The following is a 19,170-nucleotide window of genomic DNA, read 5'->3' on the forward strand; positions in this document are numbered from 1 at the left end:
TATTAAAGTGCAGTTGTCAAATTTGCTTTGCAAAAATACTATAATTTTAAAAGATGCAAACTATTTTAGTTTGTAATATTATTATTTTTGAAGTTCTCTTTTTCGAGTTTCAATACGTTCTTTCGCAATACTCATAGCTGCAACATTAGTTGCCTCATTATTAACTTTTGCACGTTCTAATATTTCTAATGTTGTATTGTAAATATTTTCAGTTTTACGAATAATTTCTTGACGATCGTAATTCTCTAATTCTGCATAAACATTAATAATTCCACCAGCATTAATTAGAAAATCTGGAGCGTATAAAATATTTTTATCTTGTAATAACTTACCATGTCTAACTTCATCTGCTAGTTGGTTATTAGCTGCACCTGCAATAATATTTGCTCGCAATTTATGTATCGTATCATCATTTATTGTTGCTCCTAAAGCACAAGGTGCATAGATATCCATAGGCTCGCTATAAATATCTTGTCCTTCATATATCGTAACATCATATTTAGAACGTACTTCTTCTAATCGTTCCCGGTTAATATCTGCAATAGTAACTTTAGCACCTTCATTTGTTAAATGCTCAACAAGAGATTCACCAACATGTCCAATTCCTTGTACAAAAACGCTTTTATCTTCAAGAATATCGTTTCCGTATTTAAATTTAGCAGCAGCTTTCATTCCCATAAAAACACCATAAGCTGTAATAGGTGACGGGTTTCCTGCACCTCCTTTACTTTCAGAAATACCTGTAACATATGGTGTCACTTCTCTTACAATATCCATATCTTCAGTATTCATCCCAACATCTTCCGCAGTAATATATCTACCACTTAAAGAGTGTACAAACTCACCAAATTTTCTCATGAGTTCTGGTGTTTTTTGAGTTTTAGCATCTCCAATGATAACTGCTTTTCCTCCACCAAGATTTAAACCTGTGATTGCCGATTTGAATGTCATCCCACGAGAAAGCCTCAACACATCGTTTAGCGCTTCCCATTCGTTATTATAATTCCACATTCTTGTACCTCCAAGTGCAGGTCCCAAAACTGTGTTATGAATTCCAATTATTGCTTTTAAACCAGTATCTTTGTCGTTGCAAAAAACGATTTGCTCGTGATTATCAAAAGATAGCTGTCCAAAAACTGGGTCTATTTTTGAAAGTTCTTTAGTACTTAAAACATCTGATGTCATTGTATGTAGATTAAGAATTATTTTAATTATGTGTAAAATAGCGAGCAAAAATAATCCAATATTAGAGTATTAACAAAAATAAGGCCTTGAAAATGTCAATTTGTTAATATTTAAATTTTGAAACAGTTAATGAAAGAACTCAAACATATAAATAAATATTTTAAAAAGTATCGCTATAGATTACTGTTAGGAATATTAATAACAATTGGTGCTAAAATATTTGCTCTTTTCACACCAAGATATATTGGTAAAGCAATTACTACAATTTCCAAAAAATTAAATGGTGATATTAGTGAAGCACTTTTTAGACAAGAACTTGCTGTTAATATTGGTTATCTTATTGGAGCTGCTGTCATAGCAGGAATTTTCACATTCTTGATGCGTCAAACCATTATTAATGTATCTCGTTTTATCGAATATGATTTAAAAAACGAAATCTATCAACAATATCAAAACCTGTCCCTTAATTTCTATAAAGCCAATAAAACAGGTGATTTAATGAATAGAATTAGTGAAGATGTTGGTAAGGTGAGAATGTATGCTGGTCCAGCAATTATGTACACTATTAATACAGTCACTCTTTTTATAGTTGCTTTAATTTACATGGTGAATGTTGCTCCTAAATTGACATTATATACTGTTTTACCTTTACCCCTATTGTCTTTCATAATTTATAAATTAAGTAAGGTCATAAACAATCGTAGTAGAGTCGTACAAGAGTATTTATCTCACCTTTCTGCATATACTCAAGAATCTTTTAGCGGAATTTCTGTTATTAAATCCTACGGAATAGAAGAAAGAAACTATGATGAGTTTAATAAACTTTCCGAAGAAAGCAAACAAAAGCAAATCGATTTAACTAAGGTTCAAGCATTATTTTTCCCTTCCATGATTTTGCTTATTGGATTAAGTAATATTCTCGTTGCATACGTTGGTGGCATGCAATATATCAATGGAGAGATTAAAGAAATTGGGACAATAGCCGAATTTTTAATCTACGTTAATATGTTGACTTGGCCAGTTGCTACAGTGGGTTGGGTTACTAATTTGGTACAACAAGCTGAAGCTTCTCAAAAACGTATCAACCAGTTTTTACAAGAAGTTCCTGAAGTTAAAAACTTAAGCACTACTCCAACTCATATTGATGGAAATATCGAATTTAAAAACGTCACCTATATCTATCCAGATACAAATATTAAAGCCTTAGACAATGTGAGTTTTACGCTTAAAAAAGGAGAAACGCTTGCTATATTAGGTAAGACTGGTTCTGGTAAATCGACAATTCTAGATTTAATTGGAAGACTCTATGATGTACAAGAAGGTGAGATATTAATTGATGGCAAACAAATAAATCAAATAAACCTTAAAAGTTTGAGAGATCATATTGGTTATGTGCCTCAGGAGGCTTTTCTATTTTCTGATACTATAGAAAATAATATCATGTTTGGTAAAGAAGATGCTACGGAAGAAGAAGTCATCAATGCTGCAAAAAATGCTGATGTACACAAGAACATAAAGAAATTCACGAAAGGTTATAAAACCAAATTAGGTGAACGTGGTGTAACACTTTCAGGCGGACAAAAGCAACGTATTTCTATCGCGAGAGCGATTATCAAAGCTCCAGAAATTATGTTATTTGATGATTGTTTATCTGCTGTAGATACCGAAACCGAAGAAAAAATTCTTAAAAGTTTACGGAAAATTTCCGAAGGAAAAACAACTATTATAGTGAGTCATCGTGTGTCTTCTGCAAAAGATGCAGACAAGATTATTGTGCTTGAAGATGGTAAAATCATTCAAAAAGGAACACATGAATCTCTAGTAAATACAGACGGTTACTACAAAGAACTTTACTTAAAACAATTAAGCACAAAAGAATTATAGTAATTTGTTGCTTACTAATCTTTTTTTTTAGATTTTTGATGCACAATCAATTCAAAAATTAAAAATTAGCTATGAGTGATCACGGAATGATGGAGAAAGAGGAAATCTTCTCAAAAGTTTTAAGAGCAGGAAGAAGAACATACTTTTTTGATGTAAGAGCAACAAAAGCAGAAGATTATTATCTTACAATTACTGAAAGTAAAAAATTTACAAACGATGACGGATCGTTTCACTATAAGAAGCATAAAATCTACTTATACAAAGAGGATTTTACTGAATTCAATGAGATTTTAAGAGAAATGACCGATTATATCATCACAGAAAAAGGAGATGAAGTAATTAGTGAGCGTCACCAAAAAGATTTCAAAAAAGAAGACTATTCTGTTGCAAATGATGTGACTGAAGGTGGAGAATCTATTGATAATTCTGATTCTGCTGAAAAATTCACAGACATCAATTTTGAAGATATATAAATCGTTCAATTGTTAAATTATACAAACCGCTATTCATTGAGTAGCGGTTTTTCTATTTTTATAAACTAATCAATACGTTTTATGAGACTAACCATTCTTCTATTTGTACTTTCCATTTGTAACTTTAATGCACAATCTCAACCAGACTTATCCTATTATCTATCTCAGGATACTACATATGATCAAAGTATCCCAACACCAGAATCTGTAATTGGACATCAAGTTGGTGAGTGGCATATTACTCATGATAAGTTAGTGTATTATATGCAAGCGCTAGCGAAATCTTCAGACAGGATAACTATAGAGAATCGAGGTAAAACTTTTGAAGGCAGACCTCTACTCCTACTTACAATCACATCGCCAGAAAATCATAAAAATCTAGAATCTATTAGACAAGCTCACATTGCTTCTACCGAAAACAATAGCGTCAACACTAGCAATATGCCAATTGTAGTCTATCAAGGATTTTCCATTCATGGTAACGAACCAAGTGGATCTAATGCATCAATGTTGGCAGCATATTATTTAGCTGCAGCTCAAAATGATGATGTCAAAAACTTATTAGATAATACAGTCATTTTATTTGACCCATCACTTAATCCAGATGGTTTACAACGCTTTGCATATTGGGCAAATACCAATAAAAGCAAAAACCTTAATCCAGACCCTAACGATAGAGAATATGACGAAGTTTGGCCTGGAGGACGAACGAATCATTACTGGTTTGACATGAATCGTGATTGGTTGCCAGTGCAATTGCCAGAGTCGCAAGCTCGTATTGCGACTTTTCACAAATGGTTACCAAATATTCTCACAGACCATCATGAAATGGGAACGAATGCGAGTTTCTTTTTCCAGCCAGGAATTCCCTCTAGAACGCATCCACTAACACCTAAACTCAATCAAGAGCTCACCAAAAATATTGGTAATTTTCATGCAAAAGCCTTTGATAAAATTGGCTCGCTGTATTATACCGAAGAAAGTTTTGATGATTTTTACTACGGAAAAGGATCAACCTTTCCAGATATTAACGGTGGAATTGGAATTCTTTTCGAACAAGCTAGTTCTCGCGGACACATTCAAGAAAGTGATAATGGAATTTTGACGTTTCCGTTTACGATTAGAAATCAACTTACTGCTGCGCTTTCTACTTTAGAAGCTGCTAAAAATATGCGTGAAAAAATTCTTCAATACCAACATGATTTTTACAAAAATGCGAGACGAGAAGCGACGAAAGAAAACGGAAAAGCCATCGTTTTTGGAGATGAAAAAGATGCTGCAAAAACGTTTCATTTAGCCGAAATTTTAAAACGTCAACATATAGATTTTCATGAATTAAAAGCTGACTTCACAAGTAATGGAAAGCATTTCAAAAAAGGACATGCTTTTATTATTCCGAAGAATCAGAAAAATACGCGTATGATAAATGCGATGTTTGAAAAACGTACACAATTTGAAGATAGCTTGTTTTATGACGTCTCTGCTTGGACGTTTCCTTTAGCTTTTGGATTGGATTATGAAGAAAACATATCAACTTCAAATGCTGGAGCAAAAGTTGAGAATTTGCAAATGAAAACTGGAATTGTTTCTGGAAAAAGCAATTATGCGTATTTAATGGAATGGCATGAATATTATACACCAAAAGCTTTAAATGCTATTTTAAGTTCTGGACTGCGAGCAAAAGTGGGCATGAAACAATTCAGCATGAATGGAAAAGATTATGACTACGGTACGATTTTAATTCCGGTTCAAAATCAAAACAAATCTGCAACAGAACTTTTTGAATTTATGCAGAACATTTCCGAAGAAAGTCATGTGCAAATTGATGCTGTAAAAACAGGATTAACAAAAGGCATCGATTTAGGAAGTAATCAATTTAGAGCCTTAAAACAACCAAAAGTCGCTATGATTGTTGGTGACGGTATTAGTCCGTATGACGCTGGAGAAATGTGGCATTTATTTGATCAACGTTACGATATGCGTTTAACAAAATTGGACAATAACTCATTAAATTGGGCAGATTTGGATCGTTACAACACCATCATTTTACCAAGTGGTCGTGTAGATGGAGGTGCAACCAAAAAATTAAAAGAATGGGTCCAAAAAGGCGGAACAATCATTGGTTATAGAAGTGCTTTAAATTGGTTAAAAAACAGTGAGTTTATAAAAGTAGATTTCAAAAAAATGGAACGTGAAGCTAAAGACATCACTTTTGAGCAACGAGGTGATTATAGAGGTGCTCAATTTATTGGAGGTGCTATTTTTGAAGCCGATTTAGATCGTTCTCATCCTATAAACTTTGGATATAAAGCTGATAAAATTGCGTTGTTTAGAAACAATACGCTTTTTATGAAAGCAGATAAGCAGAGTTATAATAACCCAATAAAATACACAAAAAACCCACTACTTAGCGGTTATATTTCTAAACCGAATTTAGATAGCTTAGCATTAACAGTTCCTTTTAAGGTTAAAAATTTAGGACGAGGAAACGTTGTTTTATTTACAGATAACACAAACTTTAGAGCCTTTTGGTATGGTACTAATAAGTTATTGATGAATGCTATTTTCTTTAGAGAGGAACTATAATTTCACAGAAAGTAAAGCTAGAACAATCACGCTTATAAGATACATAAATGCGAATTTGATTTGAAATACAAATCCTAAAATCAGCATTACTAATAGAATAAAAACAGGTACTAAGGATATGACAATTGCAAATCTAAAGGTCGATGTGAATTCAATTTCTTTAATTTTCGGTTGTGCTATTTTCTTCCAGATTAAATAAGGTATAAAAAGATTAATAATCAATAAAATCTTAAATAATCGTTTTAGAGCATTACTCGTTTTAGGTGTAGTTTTTTTGCAATTTTCAAAGTTGCTTGCAATACATTGGTTGACCTCCTCTGGTTTTGTAAAGTCAACATTTAAACCTTCAAGATTTTGAATTGTTGACTCATAATTTTCACTTTCAATATGTATGGTAAGTTCCCGTAATTGCTGAGACACTTGCTCTTTAAGTTTTAAAACGCTTTTATTTTTATCTTTCAGAAGTTCTCTACCAACTTGAATTGAAGTGCCAAAATTAATTAAAGCTGTATCACTAAATTTTGCTGCATGCTTAAAATTTAATCCTACAGGAATGAGTTGAATTTTAGTATCTGGATAGCGTTCTAGAGTTTCAAAAATAATACGAGTAAACCCTTTACTTAAAGGTCTAACTGTTCGGTTTAAGCTATGGCTACCTTCAGGAAAAATCCCAATAGCATTCTTCTCGCTAAGTAACTTTGAACTTTTAGAAAACACCGAATTATTTTTATTCAAATTCCCCCAACCATCTCTAATTCGATACACGGGAAGCATTTGTAAACTTTTTAAAATCTTACTAACTAAAGGTTTATTAAAAACAGCTGCTCGTGTTAAAAAATAAGAAAACCTACCATTTTTGGTTGCAATTAACAAGGCATCCAACAACGCGTTTTGATGGTTTCCTAAAAATATAACCGCTTCATTTTTATGAATATTATTGGCATTTCTGATTTCTATTTTTTTGAAATAAAAAAACAAAGCTAAGCGTAAATACGCTCTCATACTGTATAACCATATCTGTTTCAAACTACAATTACTTTTGACGGTTTCCGACTCCAATATAACGCTAGAATTAATCCGGAAACAATATGCCATATTCCCCAAAATGCTGCCATTATTGCCATTCCTCCTAAGCCACTAAAAAATGTAAAAATGAGTAATAACCCTAATCCAGAATTTTGGATTCCTGTTTCTATAGCTATTGTTTTTTGATCTTTAAATGATAACCCAAATGCCTTAGCTGTAAATAAACCTAGAAGGATTGCCAGAGCATTATGACAAATCCCAATAATTAAAACATAATGTATATAATTATAAAATATATCTATATTTTTTGAAAATGCAATAATTACAATAGCAACAAAAACCAAAATGGAAAGAGGCTTAAGTAGCTTAGATAATTTGATAGCAAGATGACTGTTTCTATATCTTAAGAACATTCCTAAACATAAAGGAATCCCTAAAATAAGTACAATGAGTTTGACAAGTTCTAAAGGTTGCAATTCTACACCTTTTAAAATTTGTGCTGTTGGTTCGTATAAACTTGCATACAAATGAAAATTCAATGGCGTTACGATTATGGTTAGAAAAGTTCCTAATGCTGTCAAACTAATTGATAAGGCAGTATTTCCACCAGCTAAATGTGTCATGAAGTTTGAGATATTACCACCAGGACAAGCTGCAACCATCATCATTCCTAAAGCAATACTAGGTTGTGGTCTAATGATGATAATGATTAGAAAAGTTAATAATGGCAATAATACAAACTGAGCTAAAACACCAACCAATACTAATTTTGGTTGCTTCAATATAGCCTTAAAATCATTAATGGAAATACCTAAAGCAACACCAAACATCACAACAGCTAATGCGATATTTAGTACCCACAATCCTTCACTATCAAAATTTATTTTTACGTTATCTAATTGCTCCATTTATTATGATACAGTTAGTCCGTTTTTAACTTTGTTTTCAGGATTTAATAGGATAACATCTTTTCCATCAACCGCACCTAAGACTAAACATTCACTCATAAATTTCGCTATTTGTTTCTTCGGAAAATTAACAACCGCAACAATTTGCTTCTCGATTAATTGTTCTTTAGTATATAATGCTGTGATTTGAGCTGAAGTTTTTTTGATTCCTAAGTCACCAAAGTCAATGGTGAGTTGATAAGCTGGGTTTCTCGCTTCAGGAAAATCATTAACTTCAATTATAGTTCCAATTCGTAAATCTACTTTTGTGAAGTCTTCGAAAGTTATTATATTATCCATGAACTAAAAGTATAAAAAAAATGGCACGTACAACTTCAAATATGCTTCCTTTAGGAACAAAAGCTCCCGATTTTAATTTAGTAAATACTGTTGACGACACTTTAATTTCTTTAGATGAAGCAAAAGGTCTCAATGCTACTTTGGTAATGTTTATCTGTAATCACTGCCCTTTTGTAATTCATGTGAACGCACAATTATCTCAATTAGCGAAAGATTACGTATCAAAAGGAATTAATTGTATTGCAATTTCTAGTAATGATGTTGAGAATTATCCGCAAGATGGTCCTGAGCTAATGAAACAACATGCTATTGATAACGATTACATATTTCCTTATCTATATGACCAAACTCAAGATATTGCCAAAGCTTATAAAGCAGCATGCACTCCAGATTTTTATGTGTTTGATGGTGATTTAAAATTGGTTTACAGAGGGCAATTAGATGATTCAAGACCAGGAAATGGTATTGATTTGACAGGAAAAGATATTCGTGATACTTTTGATAATTTATTAAAAGACAAGCCAATTTCCGAAGAACAAAAACCTAGTATTGGATGTAACATTAAATGGAAATAAGATCTTCGAAGAAAAAAGAAAACAGCCTAAATAATAAAATCCTATCTGAATACACAGACAGGATTTTACCCCTAACTAAACTAAATTTTAAATCTTAATGCGTCCGCTTAACTACTACACTAAGATTACCTACTTATGATTAAGAAACTATAATTAGTTTCTATCTGCTTTATATACGTGTGGTTTTATGTGTTTGGATTACGAAGATTGAAAAAAAGTTATATTTTTTTTGCTTCCTCCCAATAAACGTCCATTTCTACTAGTGTCATCTCAGATAAAGGTTTATTTAAATCTTTTGATTTTTGCTCTAAATATTGAAAACGTTTAATGAATTTTTTATTAGTTCTCTCCAAAGCACTTTCTGGATCTACATTTAAAAAGCGTGCATAATTAATCATAGAGAATAGTACATCTCCAAATTCGCCTTCTATTTTATCTTGATTATTCTGATTAACCTCTTCTTGAAGTTCCCCTAATTCTTCTTGTACTTTTTCAAATACTTGATGTGGTTCTTCCCAATCAAATCCAACTCCTGCAACTTTATCTTGAATTCTGCTTGCTTTTACCATAGCTGGTAAACTTTTAGGCACACCTTCTAGAACGCTTTTTTTTCCTTTGCCTTCTTTCAGTTTTATTTGCTCCCAATTTCTTTTGACATCCTCTTCGTTCTCGACTTTTACATTTCCGTAGATATGAGGATGACGATTAATGAGTTTATCACAGATACTATTACAAACATCTGCGATATCAAAGGCTTTTTTCTCACTACCAATTTTAGAATAGAAAACGATGTGAAGCAATACATCACCTAATTCATTTTTGACCTCTTCCAGATCATTATCTAGAATAGCATCGCCAAGCTCGTAAACTTCTTCTATAGTAAGGTGACGTAGGGTTTCAAGGGTTTGCTTTTTATCCCAAGGACATTGCTCGCGCAACTCATCCATGATGATGAGTAAGCGCTCAAATGCTTTTAATTGTTGCGTTTTATCAGACATATGCTCTATTTAAAACTCAAAAATACAACGGATTCACTCAGATAGAAATTCTAAGCAACAATTAATATGAACAATCTATTAACGAGGTTATTCTTCTTCGTCTGCAGTAACTTTTTTATCTTCCTCTAAAGCATCAAGCATATTGTGCTTTTGAAGTAAATTGTACCATTGCACAATTTTTTTGATATCACTTGCATACACACGATCTTCATCGTAATCTGGCAAAACTTCAAAGAAATATTCTTCTAGTTTATCTTTAGAATCTTTGTGACTTATAGAGGTTTGTTTTGAATCTTCCTTATCTCTAATTTTTTTCAAAACTTCTCTAAGAGGTAACTCTTCTGTTAATGTGTACACAGCAATTTCGCTTAACACACTAATATTACTGTGAATATTCACAGATAATTTTTTTTGATCAATTAAAGATTCTACAACAAAACCATTACGAGTTTGTGTTACAATTTTATATAATCCTGGTTTTCCAGAAATGGAAAGTATTTTATCTAAAGTCATATTATATCTTAAGTATTAGCGTTTTTTCTTCATTAATGGAAAACGCATTCTGTAATCTACTTTTATTTTTCCTTTGGAAATATTAACCAATTTCCCTTTTATTAAACGTTTTTTGAGTGATGATAGTTTATCTGTAAACAAAATACCTTCAATATGATCATATTCATGCTGAACCACTCTTGCAATTAAACCATCATAAACTTCGGTATGCGTTTTAAAATTCTCATCTTGATATTTGATGGTTACTTTAGGTTGTCTAAACACATCTTCTCTCACATCTGGAATACTCAAACAGCCTTCATTAAAAGCCCATTCATCGCCTTCTTCTTCTAAGATTTCAGCATTAATAAATGTACGTTGAAAATTTTTAAGTTGCTCTTGTTCTTCTTTAGTGTACTCATCATCTTCTGCAAAAGGCTCTGTATCTACTAGAAATAAACGTATTGGCAATCCTATTTGAGGTGCAGCTAATCCAACACCAAAAGCACCATACATGGTCTCTTTCATGTTTTCAATAAGTGCGTCAAGATTTGGATAATCTTTAGTAATAGGTTCTGCTTTTTTTCTTAAAACAGCGTCACCATAAGCAACAACGGGTAATATCATTTTATTGTAATTTTCGGGTGCAAAAATACGATTCTTATTATTATTTAAGAATTTTTAAGATGGTTTTAAGACGGATTTTGTAAATAACTCTGCAATATAATCGTTGCACTAATCTCATCAATCAACGCTTTATCTTTACGTTGCTTTTTCTTAAGTCCGCTATCAATCATCGTTTGAAATGCCATTTTAGATGTAAAACGTTCATCAACACGTTTAACAGGTATTTGAGGAATGGCTTTATCTAGCTTGACTAAAAATTTAGCGATAGACTCCTCACTTTCAGACGCTTCATAATTCATCTGTTTAGGTTCTCCTACGACAAATAATTCTACTTTTTCTTCGGAAATATACTGTTTCAAGAATACGATCAACTCTTTGGTAGCAACCGTTGTCAAACCAGAAGCAATAATCTGCATCTCATCTGTGACTGCTATTCCAGTTCGTTTTGTCCCGTAATCTAGTGCTAAAATTCTCGCCATTTTACAAAGTTACTTCTATAATATGATATGTTAAACAAAAAAACTCTCCTTTATAAAATAAAGAAGAGTTTTAAAATAATCAACTATCAATTAAACTCATGAAATTGTTTACCCTCTACCTTAAACAATTCATGTTATAGTTTTAAGACACTGCATTTATTAATAAGTCACATTTCCGAAGAAAATATTTAAAATTTAACATAAAAAAAGCCTTTCCTGGGACAAAGAAAGACTTTTATGGGATTTGAGATATATTACTTAGGTTACATAAGGCAATCACTAACAAACTGTTAGTTCATTATTTAGACACAAAAACATCTAATAAGTCACATTTTTATAAAATTTTAATTTTTATAAGAAAACCCTCCTAAGGGATTAGGAGGGCTTTACAAAAATTAGCTATTAATTATTAAAGAATTCAAGTATTAGTTTAGGGAAAAACACTTGATAAATAATAATTCACAATAATAAGACACCACTTTTGCTGATAGGTCACTTTATTTTTTTGTTTTTTTTATTTATTCTGAATTTACTCAACTAAATTATAGGCTTATATTTGTAGAAATAGCATATAAAAAAGATAATGGAACAACTACAAAAAAATATAGAAAACGCTTGGAATGATAGATCTCTATTAACGAATCAAGTCACAATTGATAGCATTAGAAGCGTTATAGATTTATTAGATGAAGGCACACTAAGAGTTGCAGAACCAACAGATGACGGTTGGCAAGTCAATGAATGGATAAAAAAAGCAGTCGTTTTATATTTTCCGATTCAAAAAATGGAAACATTAGAAGCTGGTATTTTTGAATACCACGATAAAATCCCATTGAAACGCGATTATAAAAAGAGAGGAATTAGAGTCGTACCAAATGCAGTAGCTCGTCATGGTGCTTATATTTCTTCTGGTGTTATTTTAATGCCTAGCTATGTAAATATTGGTGCTTATGTTGATGAAGGAACCATGGTTGATACTTGGGCTACAGTTGGAAGCTGTGCGCAAATTGGAAAAAATGTGCATCTCTCAGGAGGTGTTGGTATTGGTGGTGTTTTAGAACCGTTACAAGCTGCTCCAGTAATTATTGAAGATGGTGCATTTATTGGCTCACGATGTATCGTCGTAGAAGGAGTTCATATAGAAAAAGAAGCTGTTTTAGGTGCCAATGTAGTTTTAACAATGAGTACAAAAATTATTGATGTTACTGGTGACAAACCAGTAGAAATGAAAGGTAGAGTTCCTGCGCGTTCTGTAGTAATTCCTGGCAGCTATACTAAGAAATTCGCTGCTGGAGAATTTAATGTGCCTTGTGCATTAATCATAGGAAAACGTAAAGAAAGCACTAATAAAAAGACATCTTTAAATGATGCTTTGAGAGAATATGATGTAGCTGTTTAATTAAACTAAAAATGGCAAACTATTATAAAAGTTTAAAACTCTTTGCAAAACGTATTCTATTAGTTGTAATAATTTACCAATTATGTAGATTCCTGTTTTTTGTATTCAATTTTAACACGTTTAACAAACCCTTTTTTGGTACTTTTTTAGGAGGACTTAGATTTGATTTGTCTGCAATTGCATATATTAATATGCTTTTTGCATTATTACACTGTATTCCAGGTAAATTCAAATACAATACTATTTACCAAAAAGTACTCAAAGTATTATTTTATAGTGTTAACCTTCTATTTATAATTACCAATTTTGTAGATTTTGAATATTATAAATTTACAGGAAGACGAAGTACTTTTGGCTTATTAACCGCTCAAGGCATGGAGCATGAAATTAAAGGTCTTATTGGTTCTTTTTTAATGGAGTTTTGGTATTTATTAGTCCTTGGTATTGTACTTGCTATTGCTTTTTATAAAGCAATGCCTAACTTAAAACTGCCTATTTTATCTATTAACTATTCAAAAAAAGATTACATTAAGCAAACTCTTATGTTTCTTGGAGTAATGGTTTTGATATTGGTTTTTGGGCGAGGAGGTTTTCAAAAAAAACCACTTCGCATTATAGATTCTAGTGGATATGGAACTATAAATCATTCGGCTTTAGTATTAAACACTCCTTTTTGTATTTTAAAAACTTTTAACAAAAAGGAAACTTTAAGTAGTCCTAAATATTTTCCGAAAACTGAATTAGATAGTATTTTCAGCCCTGTAATAAGTATTAATCCTGGAAAAGAAACGAATAAAAAAAATGTTGTATTAATTATATTAGAAAGTTTTGGTAGAGAAAACCTAAACGTTGGTGTGACTCCTTTTTTAGATTCATTAATCACCAAATCTTATTATTTTGAAAACGGTTTTGCCAACGGAAAACTATCCATAGACGCTGTACCTTCTACCTTAACAAGTATTCCTAGTTTATTAAAACACTCTATCATCACTTCTAGTTATGCTGTAAACAAGGTAAACGGTTTACCTAGAATTTTAAAAGAAGAAGGCTATAACACCTCGTTTTTTCATGGTGCTTTTAATGGTAGTCAAAATTTTGATCAATATGCTAAAGTATCTGGTTTTGATACTTATTACGGAAAAGATGAATATGATGGCCCAGAAGCTTTTGATGGCAGATGGGGAATTTTTGATGAAGAATTTTTGCAATTTTTCAACACCAAATTAACCACTTTCGAACAACCTTTTTTTAGTACCATTTTTACGATTTCATCTCACAATCCTTATATAATACCAAAAAAATATACTGATAAATTTCCGAAAGGAAATTCAAATATACATGAAACTATTGCATATGCAGACTATGCTTTAAAACATTTTTTTGAAGTTGCAAAAAAAGAAGATTGGTATAAAAACACGTTTTTTGTTATAACTTCAGACCACACTTCTATTAGTAATGTTAAAACTTATAATACTAATGTAGGTAAGTTTAGAATTCCTATTTTATTTTTTGATCCTTCCGAAGAAAATTTTATAGGAACTCACGATAAAAATTTTCAACAGATTGATATTTTGCCTTCAATTTTGGACTATTTAGGGATTTCAAAAAAGACAATTAGTTATGGTAAATCTTATACTTCAAATAAAGATTTTGTTGTTTACTATTTAGATAATATCTATCATTTAATGGATGGAGATTACTATTTGGCTTTTAATGGTACAAAATCTTTAGGCTTATATAACTTTAAGAAAGACCCTTTATTAGAAAAAAATTTAATATTAGAAGAAACAGAAAAGGCTAAAACTTTAGAACGCTTTATTAAAGCTTACATTCAATCATTTAATGAACGTATGATTGATAATAAATTAACTTTATAATACATTTTCAACCTTAAATGCTTGATATTTTATAAGTATGAAAATTCTAGTAATTCAACAAAAAATGATTGGCGATGTACTTACAAGCAGTATTCTGTTTGAGGTTTTACGAGCCAAATACCCAAATGCACAGTTAGATTACTTAGTAAATTCACACACATTACCAGTAATTGAAAACAATCCATATATTGATAATTTTATTCTTTTTACAAAAGAAGAAGAAAACAGCAAACTCGAACTTTTAAAATTTGCTAAAAAACTGAAGCCCAAAAAATATGATGTACTTATAGATGTTTATTCAAAATTATCTAGCAATATCATTACACTGTTTTCTGGTACTAAAACCAAAATATCTTATCATAAATCGTACAGTACTTTCATTTACACACATAATATAAAAAGACTTCAAAAAACCGATAGCAAATCTAGTTTAGCTATTGCAAACCGATTACAATTATTAAAACCACTTGGCATTGAAGTTACTTCTGCAAAGCCTAAAATATATTTAAACGAAGCAGAAATCACTACTAGTAAACAATTTTTAAAAGACAACCACATAGACTTTGACAAACCGCTTTATATGATAAGTGTTTTGGGAAGTGGCACAAATAAAACCTATCCTTTTAAATTTATGGCTAAGGTTATTGATACAATTGCTTTAAAAACAAAAGGACAAATTTTATTCAATTATATACCTAACCAAGAAGCGCAAGCTAAAGTGATTTATAACCTTTGTCAACCAGAAACACAAAAGCAAATCTTCTTTAATGTCTTTGGAAAAAATCTACGTGAATTTTTAGCAATCACAAAGTATTGTGATGCATTAATTGGCAATGAAGGTGGAGCAGTTAATATGGCAAAAGCCCTTGATATTAAAACGTTTTCTATTTTTTCGCCTTGGATTAGTAAAGACACTTGGAGTCTTTTTGAAGATGACAAAACACAGGTATCTGTGCATTTAAAAGATTATAAAGCTGAACTTTATATGAACAAAGCTGAAAAGGATATGAAAAAAGAAGCTTTAGAACTTTATGAAGAATTTTCTCCTGAGTTTTTTGAAGAGAAATTAATAGACTTTTTGAAACAAACCGTTCAACGTTAACCTCTAACGTCTACTTTTTAGTAATTCCGAAATCTGTAAATTGTGCTTTATTTTGTTTGGTGTCTTTTCTAATTGCATTATTCTTTTTTAGAATTTCCTCGTTTTTGTAAGGTCTTTCGTGAAACAAATGCACACAAATTGTGCTGTAGCGAACTTGTAGAAATTTAATCCCATTATTCATCATACGCTCACCTACTTCTCTATCTTCTGCACCATATTGCATGCGTTCGTCAAAACCATTCACAGCTAAAATATCTGCTTTGTAACAAGAGACATTCATACCATCAAATGTTGCCTTTGTTGGTGTTAATGTATTTAAAAGCTGAGCTTTGTTTTTTGACTTTGTTAGTTTATTGAATTTAAAACTTCTTGGTTGTCCTTGTTCAATTAACCAATCCTTATTAAAACAATTTTGTTTGCTAATAACCTCTTTGGTTATTTTATGAGACACAGATTCATCTAATTTAAAATAACCACCAGAAAGCGCACAATTTTTTCTTCGGAAACTAAGATGCGTTTCTACAAAATCTTCACGAGCAATACAATCTCCATCAGTAAAAATAAGATAATCTGAATGTGAAGCCACAATAGCTTTATTCAAAATCTTAGTTTTTTGAAAACCATTATCCTCTTGCCAAACGTGGATCACTTTTAATTTCGTTTGAGTTGAAAAATGTTCAATAAGTTTTTTTGTTCGCTCATCAGAACCATCATCTGCAATAATAATTTCAAAGTTACTCACGCTTTGAATGCTATAACTATACAACACCAATGCTAACCATTCTGGTTTATTATAAGTACTAATTATTACAGAGGTATCCATAGTTTTCATTGGCTCAAAAATAGTTATTTTTACGCACATTCTTAATTTCAAATTTGAAAACCAAAAAGAGTAACATATCTGCTTTGATGATTACCTTCAATGAAATAAAACACATTGAAGAAGTGATTAGTAATCTCACTTTTGCAGATGAAATTATTGTTATTGATTCTTACAGTACAGATGGAACATTTGAGAAATTATCTAAAATGAATAACGTAAAAGTAATTTTACGTGAATTTAAAAATTTTGCAGACCAACGCAATTACGCTATTGAGCAAGCCAATTGTGAATGGATTTTCTTTATTGATGCCGATGAGCGTTTAACTCCAGAGTCTCAAAATGAAATTGTAGAAACTGTAAAACATAATAACGGAATTAAAGCATTCAAATTTCCGAGGAAATTTATATTTAATAACAAGATAATACGATTTAGCGGTTTGCAAACCGATCAAGTGTTTAGATTATTTAAGAAAGGTGTCACCAAATATTGTGAAGATAGATTAGTACATGAACTCCTTGATTTTAATGGTGAATTTAAAGTTTTAAAGCATAACATATTGCATTATTCGTTTAGCGACTATGAAAGCTATAAACAAAAAACAGAACATTATGGGTTGTTAAAAGCGCAAGAATTATTAAAAAAAGGCAAACGACCAAATTGGTTTCATTTCTATATCAAACCTGCTTATAAGTTTTTAGTCAACTACATATTTAGATTAGGGTTCTTGGATGGAAAAGAAGGCTATATCATTTGTTCTCTTAATGCGTACAGTGTGTTTTATAGGTACAAAGCATTAGAAAATCTACTTGCTTCTCCAAAATAAAAGTTTATTTTTCACCCGTCGTCTTCTCCAATATCTGTGTTGAAAATTCTTCGTGTTTTTCCACATTAGGTTAAACACTTGATTTGGGTTTTCTCCTAAGCATTTGGCATATTCATCACTCATAATTTTAATCATCGACTCATGTGTGGTCAATTTTGCAAAGTTCTTAATTCGTGTTTCAAAATCTAATGGTTTAAATTCCATTCGATTTAAATCCACTAAGAAAAATTCATAATCATTACCAACTTTTTTTATCAATGTATTTCCTGGAGAATGGTCCAAAAACTTCACTTGTTTTTCATGAAGATGGTAAGTAAACCTGGTGAATGCTCTTAAAATCTCTTCGTGATTAGGGTAATCAAAATCTGTTGTAAGTTCTCTGTATGTCAAATCACAATCTAACTGTTCACTTATATAAAAGCTTTTATTAAATAAAAAAGGAGTTGAATATTCGTAGTAAGCAATAGGTTGCGGAGTTCCAATACCTAAACTTTGAAGTCGGTTTGCATATTCAAATGATCGTTGCGCTTTACTTTTTCTAAAGAAGCGATAAGCTAACTGATTAATTAAATTTGGAACTCTAAAAGACTTAACATTAAGCGTTTTATCTTCAATCTTAAAAATCTTTAAGGAATTTCTATCTTGGTTACCGAAGTCTTCGCCTTTAGTATCAAAATTTGTTATGATATCGTCTAAAAACACTTCATGCTGTTTAAAGCTATTCTGTATATTCTTGGTTCTATTCACTTAAATATTTATCAATTCCGTTTTCGCACCATACCAACTTATTGTCCTGAGTATTTGCCTGGATCGTGTCATTTATATTCAATCCTGTTTTGGAAGCTTGTTTATGCCAAATATGATATACAATACCTTTAAACTTTAAACGTTTTCCGTAAACATTATTATGCATCATTCTGAGAACAAGTTCAGTATCATCTCTTCCCCAACCTACCATATCTTCATTATATCCATTAACGTCTATAAAGTCTTGTTTCCAATAAGAGAAGTTACAACCTCTTATTTTTTTAGACATAGAAAGTTTTCTTTTAAATCGATTTGCTAATACAGGAATATGTAAACCACGTGCTCGCTTTATTAGACCTTTTGAGAAAAATGAAAATGTTATTTTCTTTTTCTGGTATACTTTAGGTACAACATAATCCTTTAAATTAACTCTAGACCCAAATAGATAAGTCCTTTGCTCAATGGCAGATATATGATCTTCAATAAATTTATGGTGCATAATGCAATCTCCATCAATCTGTATGATGTAGTTTCCTTGAGCTATTGCAATAGCCTTATTTAAGATAACTTCTTTGGTAGATCCAATATCCTCGTGCCACACATGCGTTATGGGTATTGAAAAATCTTTTTTAAAACTCTCTATTAATAATCGTGTTTCTTGAGTAGAACCATCATCTGCAATAATCACTTCATCTGGTAATTGAGTTTGGTTTTTCAAACTTAAAAGCACTAATTCTAAAGCTTGAACCCAATTATAGGTTGGCATGACTAAAGTTGTAGTTATATTCATGTATAAAATGCACTGATTTAAAGCAAAAATAGTCAT

General features: G+C 31.2%; 19 protein-coding genes. 8 read left to right on the forward strand and 11 right to left on the reverse strand.

The features are described 5' to 3' along the window. Positions 1-81: 81 nt before the first annotated feature. Positions 82-1,185: a Glu/Leu/Phe/Val family dehydrogenase gene (locus tag IM744_RS18575; protein ID WP_194509680.1), complete on the reverse strand. Its 1,104-nt coding sequence runs from the start codon at positions 1,183-1,185 to the stop codon at positions 82-84. A gap of 129 nt (positions 1,186-1,314) precedes the next feature. On the opposite strand from IM744_RS18575, the gene IM744_RS18580 reads away from it, so the two are divergent. From IM744_RS18580 to IM744_RS18590, 3 genes are all read left to right on the forward strand, one after another. Further along, a complete protein-coding gene (locus IM744_RS18580; protein ID WP_194509681.1) occupies positions 1,315-3,069 on the forward strand; it encodes an ABC transporter ATP-binding protein in 1,755 nt (584 codons plus the stop codon). Between the two features lie 71 nt (positions 3,070-3,140). Then, on the forward strand, positions 3,141-3,542 hold the full coding sequence (locus IM744_RS18585) for a PUR family DNA/RNA-binding protein (RefSeq protein WP_194509682.1): 402 nt from the start codon (positions 3,141-3,143) through the stop codon (positions 3,540-3,542). Between the two features lie 81 nt (positions 3,543-3,623). Continuing rightward, a complete protein-coding gene (locus IM744_RS18590) occupies positions 3,624-6,128 on the forward strand; it encodes a M14 family metallopeptidase (protein WP_194509683.1) in 2,505 nt (834 codons plus the stop codon). On the opposite strand, the gene IM744_RS18595 is transcribed toward IM744_RS18590, so the two are convergent. The 3 genes from IM744_RS18595 to IM744_RS18605 are packed head-to-tail and all read right to left on the reverse strand — an operon-like array spanning position 6,123 to position 8,401. Next, positions 6,123-7,154: a lysophospholipid acyltransferase family protein gene (locus IM744_RS18595; protein ID WP_241738369.1), complete on the reverse strand. Its 1,032-nt coding sequence runs from the start codon at positions 7,152-7,154 to the stop codon at positions 6,123-6,125. The two genes, IM744_RS18590 and IM744_RS18595, sit on opposite strands and share 6 nt — an antisense overlap. Then, on the reverse strand, positions 7,151-8,062 hold the full coding sequence (locus IM744_RS18600) for a bile acid:sodium symporter family protein (RefSeq protein WP_194509684.1): 912 nt from the start codon (positions 8,060-8,062) through the stop codon (positions 7,151-7,153). The genes IM744_RS18595 and IM744_RS18600 overlap by 4 nt, the downstream gene beginning before the upstream one ends. 3 nt (positions 8,063-8,065) lie before the next feature. Beyond that, complete coding sequence (locus IM744_RS18605) at positions 8,066-8,401, reverse strand: tRNA-binding protein (RefSeq protein ID WP_194509685.1); 336 nt, start codon at positions 8,399-8,401, stop codon at positions 8,066-8,068. A 20-nt stretch (positions 8,402-8,421) separates the two neighbouring features. Between IM744_RS18605 and IM744_RS18610 the strand changes: the two genes are divergently transcribed. Then, positions 8,422-8,976, forward strand: a complete 555-nt coding sequence (locus tag IM744_RS18610; RefSeq protein ID WP_194509686.1) for a thioredoxin family protein — start codon at positions 8,422-8,424, stop codon at positions 8,974-8,976. A gap of 218 nt (positions 8,977-9,194) precedes the next feature. Here IM744_RS18610 and mazG read toward each other — a convergent pair whose 3' ends face one another. The 4 genes from mazG to ruvX all read right to left on the reverse strand — a co-directional run bounded on the left by mazG (position 9,195) and on the right by ruvX (position 11,572). Then, entirely contained in the window at positions 9,195-9,974 is a 780-nt protein-coding gene (gene mazG / locus IM744_RS18615) for a nucleoside triphosphate pyrophosphohydrolase (RefSeq protein ID WP_194509687.1), read from the reverse strand. A gap of 87 nt (positions 9,975-10,061) precedes the next feature. Beyond that, complete coding sequence (locus IM744_RS18620) at positions 10,062-10,487, reverse strand: DUF5606 family protein (RefSeq protein WP_194509688.1); 426 nt, start codon at positions 10,485-10,487, stop codon at positions 10,062-10,064. A 15-nt stretch (positions 10,488-10,502) separates the two neighbouring features. After that, a complete protein-coding gene (def, locus tag IM744_RS18625) occupies positions 10,503-11,093 on the reverse strand; it encodes a peptide deformylase (protein ID WP_194509689.1) in 591 nt (196 codons plus the stop codon). A gap of 65 nt (positions 11,094-11,158) precedes the next feature. After that, positions 11,159-11,572, reverse strand: a complete 414-nt coding sequence (gene ruvX, locus IM744_RS18630; RefSeq protein ID WP_194509690.1) for a Holliday junction resolvase RuvX — start codon at positions 11,570-11,572, stop codon at positions 11,159-11,161. A 583-nt stretch (positions 11,573-12,155) separates the two neighbouring features. Between ruvX and IM744_RS18635 the strand changes: the two genes are divergently transcribed. The 3 genes from IM744_RS18635 to IM744_RS18645 are packed head-to-tail and all read left to right on the forward strand — an operon-like array spanning position 12,156 to position 15,950. After that, positions 12,156-12,971, forward strand: a complete 816-nt coding sequence (locus IM744_RS18635; protein ID WP_194509691.1) for a 2,3,4,5-tetrahydropyridine-2,6-dicarboxylate N-succinyltransferase — start codon at positions 12,156-12,158, stop codon at positions 12,969-12,971. A gap of 11 nt (positions 12,972-12,982) precedes the next feature. After that, the gene (locus IM744_RS18640) at positions 12,983-14,848 is read left to right on the forward strand and encodes an LTA synthase family protein (RefSeq protein WP_194509692.1); all 1,866 of its coding nucleotides are present in this window, start codon (positions 12,983-12,985) and stop codon (positions 14,846-14,848) included. A gap of 37 nt (positions 14,849-14,885) precedes the next feature. Then, on the forward strand, positions 14,886-15,950 hold the full coding sequence (locus tag IM744_RS18645) for a glycosyltransferase family 9 protein (protein WP_194509693.1): 1,065 nt from the start codon (positions 14,886-14,888) through the stop codon (positions 15,948-15,950). A 10-nt stretch (positions 15,951-15,960) separates the two neighbouring features. On the opposite strand, the gene IM744_RS18650 is transcribed toward IM744_RS18645, so the two are convergent. Beyond that, positions 15,961-16,812, reverse strand: a complete 852-nt coding sequence (locus IM744_RS18650; protein ID WP_241738370.1) for a glycosyltransferase family 2 protein — start codon at positions 16,810-16,812, stop codon at positions 15,961-15,963. Between the two features lie 14 nt (positions 16,813-16,826). Here IM744_RS18650 and IM744_RS18655 point away from each other — a divergent pair, with 14 nt between their 5' ends. After that, positions 16,827-17,597 carry a glycosyltransferase family 2 protein gene (locus IM744_RS18655; RefSeq protein ID WP_241738371.1) on the forward strand — a complete coding sequence of 257 codons (771 nt, stop codon included), beginning with the start codon at positions 16,827-16,829 and terminating at the stop codon, positions 17,595-17,597. On the opposite strand, the gene IM744_RS18660 is transcribed toward IM744_RS18655, so the two are convergent. Further along, positions 17,577-18,344: a lipopolysaccharide kinase InaA family protein gene (locus IM744_RS18660; protein ID WP_317175406.1), complete on the reverse strand. Its 768-nt coding sequence runs from the start codon at positions 18,342-18,344 to the stop codon at positions 17,577-17,579. The genes IM744_RS18655 and IM744_RS18660 overlap by 21 nt on opposite strands. Continuing rightward, positions 18,337-19,134 carry a glycosyltransferase family 2 protein gene (locus tag IM744_RS18665; RefSeq protein ID WP_194509694.1) on the reverse strand — a complete coding sequence of 266 codons (798 nt, stop codon included), beginning with the start codon at positions 19,132-19,134 and terminating at the stop codon, positions 18,337-18,339. Before IM744_RS18665 ends, IM744_RS18660 begins: the two co-directional genes overlap by 8 nt. Positions 19,135-19,170 lie beyond the last annotated feature (36 nt).

It is taken from the genome of Psychroserpens luteus (assembly GCF_015319355.1).
Taxonomy (GTDB): Bacteria; Bacteroidota; Bacteroidia; order Flavobacteriales; family Flavobacteriaceae; genus Psychroserpens; species Psychroserpens luteus.

What these genes read in the sequence shown, in the direction of transcription:
- IM744_RS18575 (WP_194509680.1), bottom strand. Translation starts at nt 1,185, where the DNA reads ATGACATCAGATGTTTTAAGTACTAAAGAACTTTCAAAAATAGACCCA.
- IM744_RS18580 (WP_194509681.1), top strand. Translation starts at nt 1,315, where the DNA reads ATGAAAGAACTCAAACATATAAATAAATATTTTAAAAAGTATCGCTAT.
- IM744_RS18585 (WP_194509682.1), top strand. Translation starts at nt 3,141, where the DNA reads ATGAGTGATCACGGAATGATGGAGAAAGAGGAAATCTTCTCAAAAGTT.
- IM744_RS18590 (WP_194509683.1), top strand. Translation starts at nt 3,624, where the DNA reads ATGAGACTAACCATTCTTCTATTTGTACTTTCCATTTGTAACTTTAAT.
- IM744_RS18600 (WP_194509684.1), bottom strand. Translation starts at nt 8,062, where the DNA reads ATGGAGCAATTAGATAACGTAAAAATAAATTTTGATAGTGAAGGATTG.
- IM744_RS18605 (WP_194509685.1), bottom strand. Translation starts at nt 8,401, where the DNA reads ATGGATAATATAATAACTTTCGAAGACTTCACAAAAGTAGATTTACGA.
- IM744_RS18610 (WP_194509686.1), top strand. Translation starts at nt 8,422, where the DNA reads ATGGCACGTACAACTTCAAATATGCTTCCTTTAGGAACAAAAGCTCCC.
- mazG (WP_194509687.1), bottom strand. Translation starts at nt 9,974, where the DNA reads ATGTCTGATAAAACGCAACAATTAAAAGCATTTGAGCGCTTACTCATC.
- IM744_RS18620 (WP_194509688.1), bottom strand. Translation starts at nt 10,487, where the DNA reads ATGACTTTAGATAAAATACTTTCCATTTCTGGAAAACCAGGATTATAT.
- def (WP_194509689.1), bottom strand. Translation starts at nt 11,093, where the DNA reads ATGATATTACCCGTTGTTGCTTATGGTGACGCTGTTTTAAGAAAAAAA.
- ruvX (WP_194509690.1), bottom strand. Translation starts at nt 11,572, where the DNA reads ATGGCGAGAATTTTAGCACTAGATTACGGGACAAAACGAACTGGAATA.
- IM744_RS18635 (WP_194509691.1), top strand. Translation starts at nt 12,156, where the DNA reads ATGGAACAACTACAAAAAAATATAGAAAACGCTTGGAATGATAGATCT.
- IM744_RS18640 (WP_194509692.1), top strand. Translation starts at nt 12,983, where the DNA reads ATGGCAAACTATTATAAAAGTTTAAAACTCTTTGCAAAACGTATTCTA.
- IM744_RS18645 (WP_194509693.1), top strand. Translation starts at nt 14,886, where the DNA reads ATGAAAATTCTAGTAATTCAACAAAAAATGATTGGCGATGTACTTACA.
- IM744_RS18650 (WP_241738370.1), bottom strand. Translation starts at nt 16,812, where the DNA reads ATGTGCGTAAAAATAACTATTTTTGAGCCAATGAAAACTATGGATACC.
- IM744_RS18665 (WP_194509694.1), bottom strand. Translation starts at nt 19,134, where the DNA reads ATGAATATAACTACAACTTTAGTCATGCCAACCTATAATTGGGTTCAA.